The following is a 7,251-nucleotide window of genomic DNA, read 5'->3' as shown; positions in this document are numbered from 1 at the left end:
CTCTCAATCGAGTGATTATCCGTCAGACCCAGCCGTAGACCACGGAACGTGTGGTTATACTTCGGAAGTACTGCTAGTCCGAGCACAAACTGGGACATTTATTTATATTTTTGTTGTGGACGGCACGCCGGAAGGAGGTTCAGGTGCGTTTCGGGCGCTTCCCTCGGACGGCTACTGACCCCGTGTCCCGGAGGGGCTGTCGTTCGGGCCACGATCCACCGAAACCGACGTCTAGTAGACCGTCTCATACGGTCTGCGATGACTGATTTCCGGCCGATCGCACGCCGGTCTGCGATCGACCGGTACCGACTCATCGCGGTCCGTCTCACGCCTCGAGTATCTCGTCTTCGTCATCCTCGGGGACGACCAGCGAGCCGTCGAGGACGGTGACGCCACGACCACCCACGCGCAGTTCCGACTCGAGGCGGACGCGGACGACGCCCGGCCGGTCGACGTAGTGGCCCTGCTCGAGGCGCATCTCCTCGGGCGTGTCGTCGTCGAACGCGCCGAAGTGATCGAGATACGCACAGACTGCGCCGCTTGCCGTTCCCGTCACCGGATCTTCCGGAACGCCGGCACCGGGTGCGAACATCCGCCCGTGCAGGGTCGACTCGGCCTCGAGTACGTCGAACGAGAAGAGGTAGACGCCGGCGGCATCGACGTCGTCGGCGAGTTCCGCGAGTGCGGCCATATCCGGTCGCGCACTCCCGACGTCCGAGAGGTACGTGATCGGTGCAATCAGGAAGGGGAGTCCGGTCGACGCCACCGCCAGCGGGAGGTCGGCGCGTGCGCCCTCGAGCGCGGCCCGGCCGACCCCGAGCGCGTCGGCGACCCGGCCGTAGCCGACGTCGACCTCGTGGACGGCCGGCGCATCCTGGGTCATCCAGACCGTGCCGTCCGCGGCGACGTCGATCTCGAGGACGCCGACGTTGGTCTCGAGCGTGGTCGTCCCCGGCTCGAGGCCATCCTCGTGGAGGTGGGCGAACGAGCCGATCGTCGCGTGTCCACAGAGGTCGACCTCCTGGCTCGGCGTGAAATACCGGATCCGACGGTCGGCGTCGTCGCTCTCCCGTAGGAAGGCGGTCTCGCTGACGGCCATCTCGTTGGCGATCGCCTGCATCTGGCTTTCGGAGAGGCCGTCCGCGTCGGGGACGACGCCCGCGGGATTGCCGGTACACGGCTCGTCGGTGAACGCGTCGACCTGGACGATCCGAGTCGTGTGCATACGCGGTGATGAGACGGAACGCCCTTCGCTCTTTTCACTTCGTGGACCTCCCCGGGCGACGGCGGATGGCTACGTCGTCGCGCTCGAGCCGCCGGATCGGCGCGTCCACAGGCGGCCCACGCCGTACTCGAGTGCGCCGACGAACAACGCGATGCCGAGGACGACAACCCACATACCGACGTACAGGACGTAAGGATCACCTGGGCCGCTTACGTGCTGTTGGGAGTGGACGCTGTTGACGAACAAACCGATTGTGACGGCAGTCGGTAGGCTCAGCTCGTGACGAACCAGAAGATAGACGGGAACTGCGAGTACGACCACGCCGCCGATAGCGGCCCAGGTGATGGTGGCCGCGGAATCCGTCATCCCCCACCCGGTGGCAAATCGGACTGACGCGAAGGCGTGAACGATGCCAACCGACACGGCGAGTACTCCTGCCGTCCGCCGATCGGTCGGCACCGGGACGTCCCAAGCCGGATCGGGGAGCCACGTGCTTCGAGTGCGGACGACGTGTTCCCAGAATCCCACGACTGCGGTACCGACGAGCCACGCGTACCAGGCGGACACGTACCGGGTGAGGTACAGTCCGTCGCTGACGACGGTGTGGCCGGTCGGTTCGTCGATCGCGGGTTCGATCTCCGCGACGTCCTGAAACGTCGGTGCGGGCGGCGTGAGTTCCCAGTAGAGTGCGAGTCCCGCTAGCAGACCGACGACGAGGACGGGGACGACGAGTCGATCCTCGAGGGCGAGCCAGATCGGGACCGCGCCGAGCGCGATCAGGCCGCCGTAACGAACGGCCGACTCGAGGGGCGCGGCGAGCGTCGGGCCGACGCCGTACCCCAGTCTGATCGCGACACCGACGACGAGGGCGGCGTGAGCGATTCCGACGGCGACCGCGATGGCGGCGTGGAGGGCGCGCCGTTGCATATCGACTTTTCGAGGGAGGATCCTGTTAACGTTTTCTCACGTTCGGGTGCCGACGAGACGGGCTTGCGGGTGCGATCAGTCGTTACTCGGAGTCTCGAGTGACACGTCTTCGCCCGGGTCGTCGTCCAACCCGCCGTCCGGTGTCGCACTCGTATCGTGCGTGCCAACTGGCGGCAAGTTCACCTCCGCCGCGGCCGACGCCTCGAGATCCGTCTGCGTCTCGAGGTGGTTCATCTCGCCGTCAGCGTCGCGGGCGTCCTGGTCGATCCGCATCGAACAGAACTCGACGCCACACATCGAACAGAAGCGGGCTTCCTTGTAGTTGTCTCCGGGCAGGGTCTGGTCGTGATACTCCCGAGCGCGGTCGGGGTCGAGCGCGAGGTTGAACTGCTCGCGCCAGTCGAAGGTGTATCGGGCCTCCGAGAGCGCGTCGTCCCAGTCTCGAGCGCCCGGTAGACCGTTGGCCACGTCACCGGAGTGGGCGGCGATCCGGTAGGCCGCGAGGCCGTCGCGGACGTCCGCCTCGTCGGGGAGGCCGAGGTGTTCTTTCGGCGTGACATAACAGAGCATCGCCGCGCCGGCCTGGGCGGCCATCGCGGCGCCGATCGCGCTCGTGATGTGGTCGTAGCCGGGCGCGATGTCGGTCACGAGCGGGCCGAGGACGTAAAAGGGCGCGCCGTCACAGACCTCCTGCTGGCGCTCGACGTTCTCCGCGACCTTGTGCATCGGGACGTGGCCGGGGCCTTCGACCATCACCTGCACGTCGTACTCCCAGGCGCGCCGGGTGAGTTCGCCCAGCGTGTCGAGTTCGGCGTACTGGGCCTCGTCACAGGCGTCGGCCAGCGACCCCGGCCGCAGGCTGTCCCCGAGGCTGAAGGTGACGTCGTGTTCGGCGAAGATCGAACAAATCTCGTCGTAGACCTGGAACAGCGGGTTCTGCTCGCCGTTCTCTTCCATCCACTTCGCCACGATCGAGCCGCCACGCGAGACGATGCCCGTTTTGCGGCCGTCGGTCAGCGGGAGGTGTTCGGCAAGAATGCCGGCGTGAATCGTCATGTAGTCGACGCCCTGTTCGGCCTGTTTCTCGATCACCTCGAGCAACAGCTCCGTCGTGATCTCCTCGGGACCCCCCGCCTGCTTGACGGCCTCGTACAGCGGCACCGTCCCGATCGGGACCGGCGAGTGTTCGACGTGAGCCTCACGAATCTCGTCCAAGTCGCTTCCCGTCCCGAGATCCATCACGGTGTCCGCGCCGTAGTGGACCGCCGTGTGGAGCTTTTCTAACTCGGTCTCGAGGTCGCTCGTGGTCTCGCTGTTGCCGATGTTGGCGTTGACTTTCGTCGAGAACTCGCTGCCGATGATCATCGCGTCCAGCGCGTGGTGGTTCCGATTCGCCGGGATAACGGCCTGCCCCTCGGCGACCTGCTCCCGGACGAACGCCGGATCGCGGTTCTCGCGTTCCGCGACGCGTTTCATCTCTTCGGTGACGGTTCCCTCTCGAGCCGCTGCGATCTGCGTGTTCGCCATCGATAACTAGGTTGTATGATTGAGTTATAAATAGTTATCTCGTCGTCTCGAGGCGAAAACGAGGGCGATCGCTGGCTACTCGACAATCGTCGTGGCGGCCCCGTTCGAACAGCGATGGCTAACGGGTATCGTCGGATGGAGGAACGGCGCGTATTCAGCCCACTTATATCGATAGCGACCCCTGACTCGAGTAGGTGGCCACCAGTGTCCGAGTTACCGGACGATTTCGACTGTACGATCACGAACTGGGAGTACATTTACAGCCTCTGTCGGGACGTCAGCGACGAGGTTCGTCACGACGAGTTCGAGCCGGACGTCGTCGTTGCCCTCGCACGCGGCGGGTGGTTCGCGGGCCGGTGTCTCTGTGATTTCCTGGGGCTCGACGATCTGACGAGCCTGAAGATGGAACACTACGTCGGCACCGCCGAGAAGACCGGCGAGCCGACCGTCCGCTATCCCATGCCGGAGGGCAGCGTCGAGGGAAAAGACGTCCTCATCATCGACGATATCGCCGACACCGGCGGCTCGATCGAGCGCGCTTACGAGTACGTCGACGACCGCGGCGCCGAGGAAGTCCGCACCGCGACGCTTCAACTCCTCCAGACGAGCGAGTTCGAGCCCGACTACATCGGCGAACGGTTAGAGGAGTGGACGTGGATCGTCTACCCGTGGAACTTCATCGAGGACATGATCGATCTGATCACCGGGGCGATGGAGCGGGCCGGCCAGGAGACGTTCTCCCAGGAGGAGATCCGTCACTTCCTCGCCGAGTATCACAGTATCGAGCGCATCGAGATGGAGATCGCCCAGCCAAACCGGATCCCGGAAGTCCTCTCGGAGATGGAACGGCGTGATCTCGTCGAGATGCAACGCCCCGACGAGTGGGCGTTGCTCGAGAGGTGAACACCGCCGGTGTCGTGAGCAACCGGACGACCTGGCATCTCACGCGCCGTCGACGAGCGATCTGGACGCGTTAGCGGCGACGAGTGCGGCGGTCACGACCGCTGCGGCCGTCGCGAACAGCGGGTTCAACAGGCCAACGACCGCGATCGGAACCGCGATGGCGTTGTAGACGAGCGCCAACCCAAGATTTTGTCTGAGCCGACCGCGCGCAGCGGTCGCGAGATCGAACGCGCGCTCGACGCCCGCGAGTTCCTCGTCGACGATCGCGAGATCGGCGGCATCGGACGCCAGTGCGGTTCCGCTGCCGAGCGAGACGCCGAGGTCCGCCTCGGCCAGCGCCGGGGCGTCGTTCGTTCCGTCGCCCACCATCGCGACCCGGCCCTGTCCTTTGAGCCGTTCGACCGCAGCCGTCTTTCCGTCCGGCGGAACGGCCGCAAAGACGTGATCGACGCAGGGGTGGTCCACGAAGCGTCCGGCCGCCGTCTCGGCGTCCCCGGTCAACACGACGACGTCGACGCCGCGTTCGTGGAGACTCGTGACCGTCTGCTCCCAGTCCGCTCGCGGCTCGTCGCCGACGACGATCAGCCCTTCGACGTGGCCGTCGCGGCCGACGACCACCGGTAGTCCGCCGTTTTTCCGCTCTCGTTCGATCCGCTCTTCCAGGGCCGGCCCGAGCCCGCCCGTCCGTTCTCCCACGAGGTCGGGGTGACCGACGACGACTCGGTCGCCCGCGACGATCCCTTCGACGCCGATCGCGTGGCTCCGAAACTCGCGAACGTCCGTCGCCGGCGTCCCGTCGCCCGCATCGGGTACCGCCGCGTCGGATTCGCCGCTCGAGCCGCCGTCCGACCGTGGCGATTCGGTCGCTGCTCGCCGGCTACGTCCGTCACGGGGGCCTGGCCCGTCGTCGGCGGCGTCGACGATCGCTTCGGCCACCGGATGCGACGAGTGTCGCTCGAGTGCCGCCGCCACAGCCAGGAGGTCGTCCGATAGGTCGGTTTCGCGGACGCTCATCTCGCCGGTCGTCAGCGTCCCCGTCTTGTCGAAGACGACGACGTCGACGTCTCGAATCCGTTCGAAGACGGTTTCGTCGAAGACGACGATCCCCCGTTCGAGCGCCTCGTGGACGCTCGCGGCGACGGAGACCGGCGTGGCGAGTGCGAGCGCCCACGGGCTCGCGGCGACGACCGTCAGGAGTATCGCCGCCGTGGCACCCGTCGCACCCGAACCGACCCCGTAGCCGACGACGCCCGCGAGGATCGCCACGCCGATGACGGCTGGTGCGACCTTCGCTGCGAGCGCGTTGCCGTGGCGTGTCATCCCGTGTGTCGCACTCTGAACGTTCCAGACGGTCTCCGTGAGCTGCTCGAGTCGGCTCGTCGGTTCTCCGCCCACGTCGATCACTGCACTCCCGTCGACGACGAGCGAGCCGCCGACCACCGTCTCGCCCGGTGTCACCACTACTGGCAAGGACTCCCCCGTGACCACCGCTTCGTCGACGGTACACTCGCTCTCGAGCAGGACGCCGTCGACCGGAATCCGTTCGCCTTCGCGGATGAGGACCCAGTCGCCGGGCTCGAGTTCCCCGACCGGAACCGATCGCGTCGATCCGTCCGCCTCGAGTCGCCGCGCCTCGTCGACCTGGGAAATCGTCAGATCGACGAGGCAATCCATCGCGCGTCGTTTGACCATCGCGTCGGCGAAGACGGCGGCCATCACCAGCGCGGCGACGACGATCGTCAGGTCGTAGTAGACGTCGATCCGTCCGAACGCGAGCGAGAGCGTGCCGTAGGCGTACGCAGCGAGGATGGTGAGCGCGGCGAGCAGGTGGGCATTCGGCTCGCGCAGCCTCAGGCCGACGTACGCCCCACGAAGGAGGGGCCAGCCGGTCAACAGCAACACCGCGCCGGTCAACACGAACAACACCGGGAGAAAGACGCCCCCTTCGAGGGACGTAAACGCACCCTGGTAGTGAGCCAGCACGCCTCGACTCGAGTACGCCGAGAGATAGACGGGGTAAAACACCGTCGCGTACGGGACCAGCAGAAACGTACCGAAGACGACGCCAGCGACGTACCGCATCTCGAGAATATCGTCGCTCCGGCGCTTTCGGACGCCGCTCATCTCGCGTGATCGCCGGGTTCCGCCGGTCGATTCGCCGCCGACATCGCCACCGCTTGCCCCCCGATCTTCGGGGTTTGCCTCTTCGCGCCGGTAGGCGGTGTACCCCAATTGACTCACCGCGCGCTCGAGTTCGGTCTCGGAGATTCGGTCGGGGTCGTGGTCGACGGAGAGCGCTTCCGCGACGTAGCTCGCCTCGGCGCGTTCGACGCCCTCGAGAGCGCCGGCGACCGACTCGAGGTACGTCTCGCAGGTCGCCGAGTGCATCCCGTCGATTCGAAGGTGTGTTCGCTCGAGGCGACCATCTCGGGCCCTCTCGTCGTCCCCGACGGTCGTCGACGCCGCTCGCTCGCCCGAACGTGCCGGGAGCGCGTCGTCGACGGCACGACAACCGGTCGAACAGAATCGCGTGCCCGCCGCTGTCTCGACTGGGGTCGTCGAGTCGGAAAGCGGCGCTCGACAGAGCGAACACCGCCGTTCTGGCTGGCGGTCGTCCACGTCGGACGTCCGCGCTCGAGGGCAATAACCGTGACCGTCACCCACCGAAA

General features: G+C 66.3%; 5 protein-coding genes. 1 reads left to right on the top strand and 4 read right to left on the bottom strand.

The window, feature by feature from the left end; all coding sequences use genetic code 11:
* Window positions 1–325: 325 nt before the first annotated feature.
* From FYC77_RS06415 to thiC, 3 genes are all read right to left on the bottom strand, one after another.
* Window positions 326–1,225, bottom strand: coding sequence for a PhzF family phenazine biosynthesis protein (locus tag FYC77_RS06415; protein WP_149080670.1), 900 nt, complete (start codon window positions 1,223–1,225; stop codon window positions 326–328).
* A 69-nt stretch (window positions 1,226–1,294) separates the two neighbouring features.
* Window positions 1,295–2,152 (bottom strand): hypothetical protein, encoded by an 858-nt coding sequence (locus FYC77_RS06410; RefSeq protein ID WP_149080669.1) that lies wholly within the window; start codon window positions 2,150–2,152, stop codon window positions 1,295–1,297.
* Window positions 2,153–2,227: 75 nt separating this feature from the next.
* Entirely contained in the window at window positions 2,228–3,679 is a 1,452-nt protein-coding gene (gene thiC, locus FYC77_RS06405; protein WP_149080668.1) for a phosphomethylpyrimidine synthase ThiC, read from the bottom strand.
* A gap of 204 nt (window positions 3,680–3,883) precedes the next feature.
* On the opposite strand from thiC, the gene FYC77_RS06400 reads away from it, so the two are divergent.
* Window positions 3,884–4,582: a phosphoribosyltransferase gene (locus FYC77_RS06400; RefSeq protein ID WP_149080667.1), complete on the top strand. Its 699-nt coding sequence runs from the start codon at window positions 3,884–3,886 to the stop codon at window positions 4,580–4,582.
* Window positions 4,583–4,621: 39 nt separating this feature from the next.
* Here the strand turns inward: FYC77_RS06400 and FYC77_RS06395 are convergent, their stop codons facing one another.
* Window positions 4,622–7,201, bottom strand: coding sequence for a heavy metal translocating P-type ATPase (locus FYC77_RS06395; RefSeq protein WP_238386801.1), 2,580 nt, complete (start codon window positions 7,199–7,201; stop codon window positions 4,622–4,624).
* Window positions 7,202–7,251: the final 50 nt, after the last annotated feature.

Source organism: Natrialba swarupiae (genome assembly GCF_008245225.1).
Lineage (GTDB): Archaea > Halobacteriota > Halobacteria > Halobacteriales > Natrialbaceae > Natrarchaeobius > Natrarchaeobius swarupiae.
Note: the sequence above shows the minus strand (reverse complement) of the source record. Positions and strands in the feature narration are given on the sequence as shown.

What these genes read in the sequence shown, in the direction of transcription:
- FYC77_RS06415 (WP_149080670.1), bottom strand. Translation starts at nt 1,225, where the DNA reads ATGCACACGACTCGGATCGTCCAGGTCGACGCGTTCACCGACGAGCCG.
- FYC77_RS06410 (WP_149080669.1), bottom strand. Translation starts at nt 2,152, where the DNA reads ATGCAACGGCGCGCCCTCCACGCCGCCATCGCGGTCGCCGTCGGAATC.
- thiC (WP_149080668.1), bottom strand. Translation starts at nt 3,679, where the DNA reads ATGGCGAACACGCAGATCGCAGCGGCTCGAGAGGGAACCGTCACCGAA.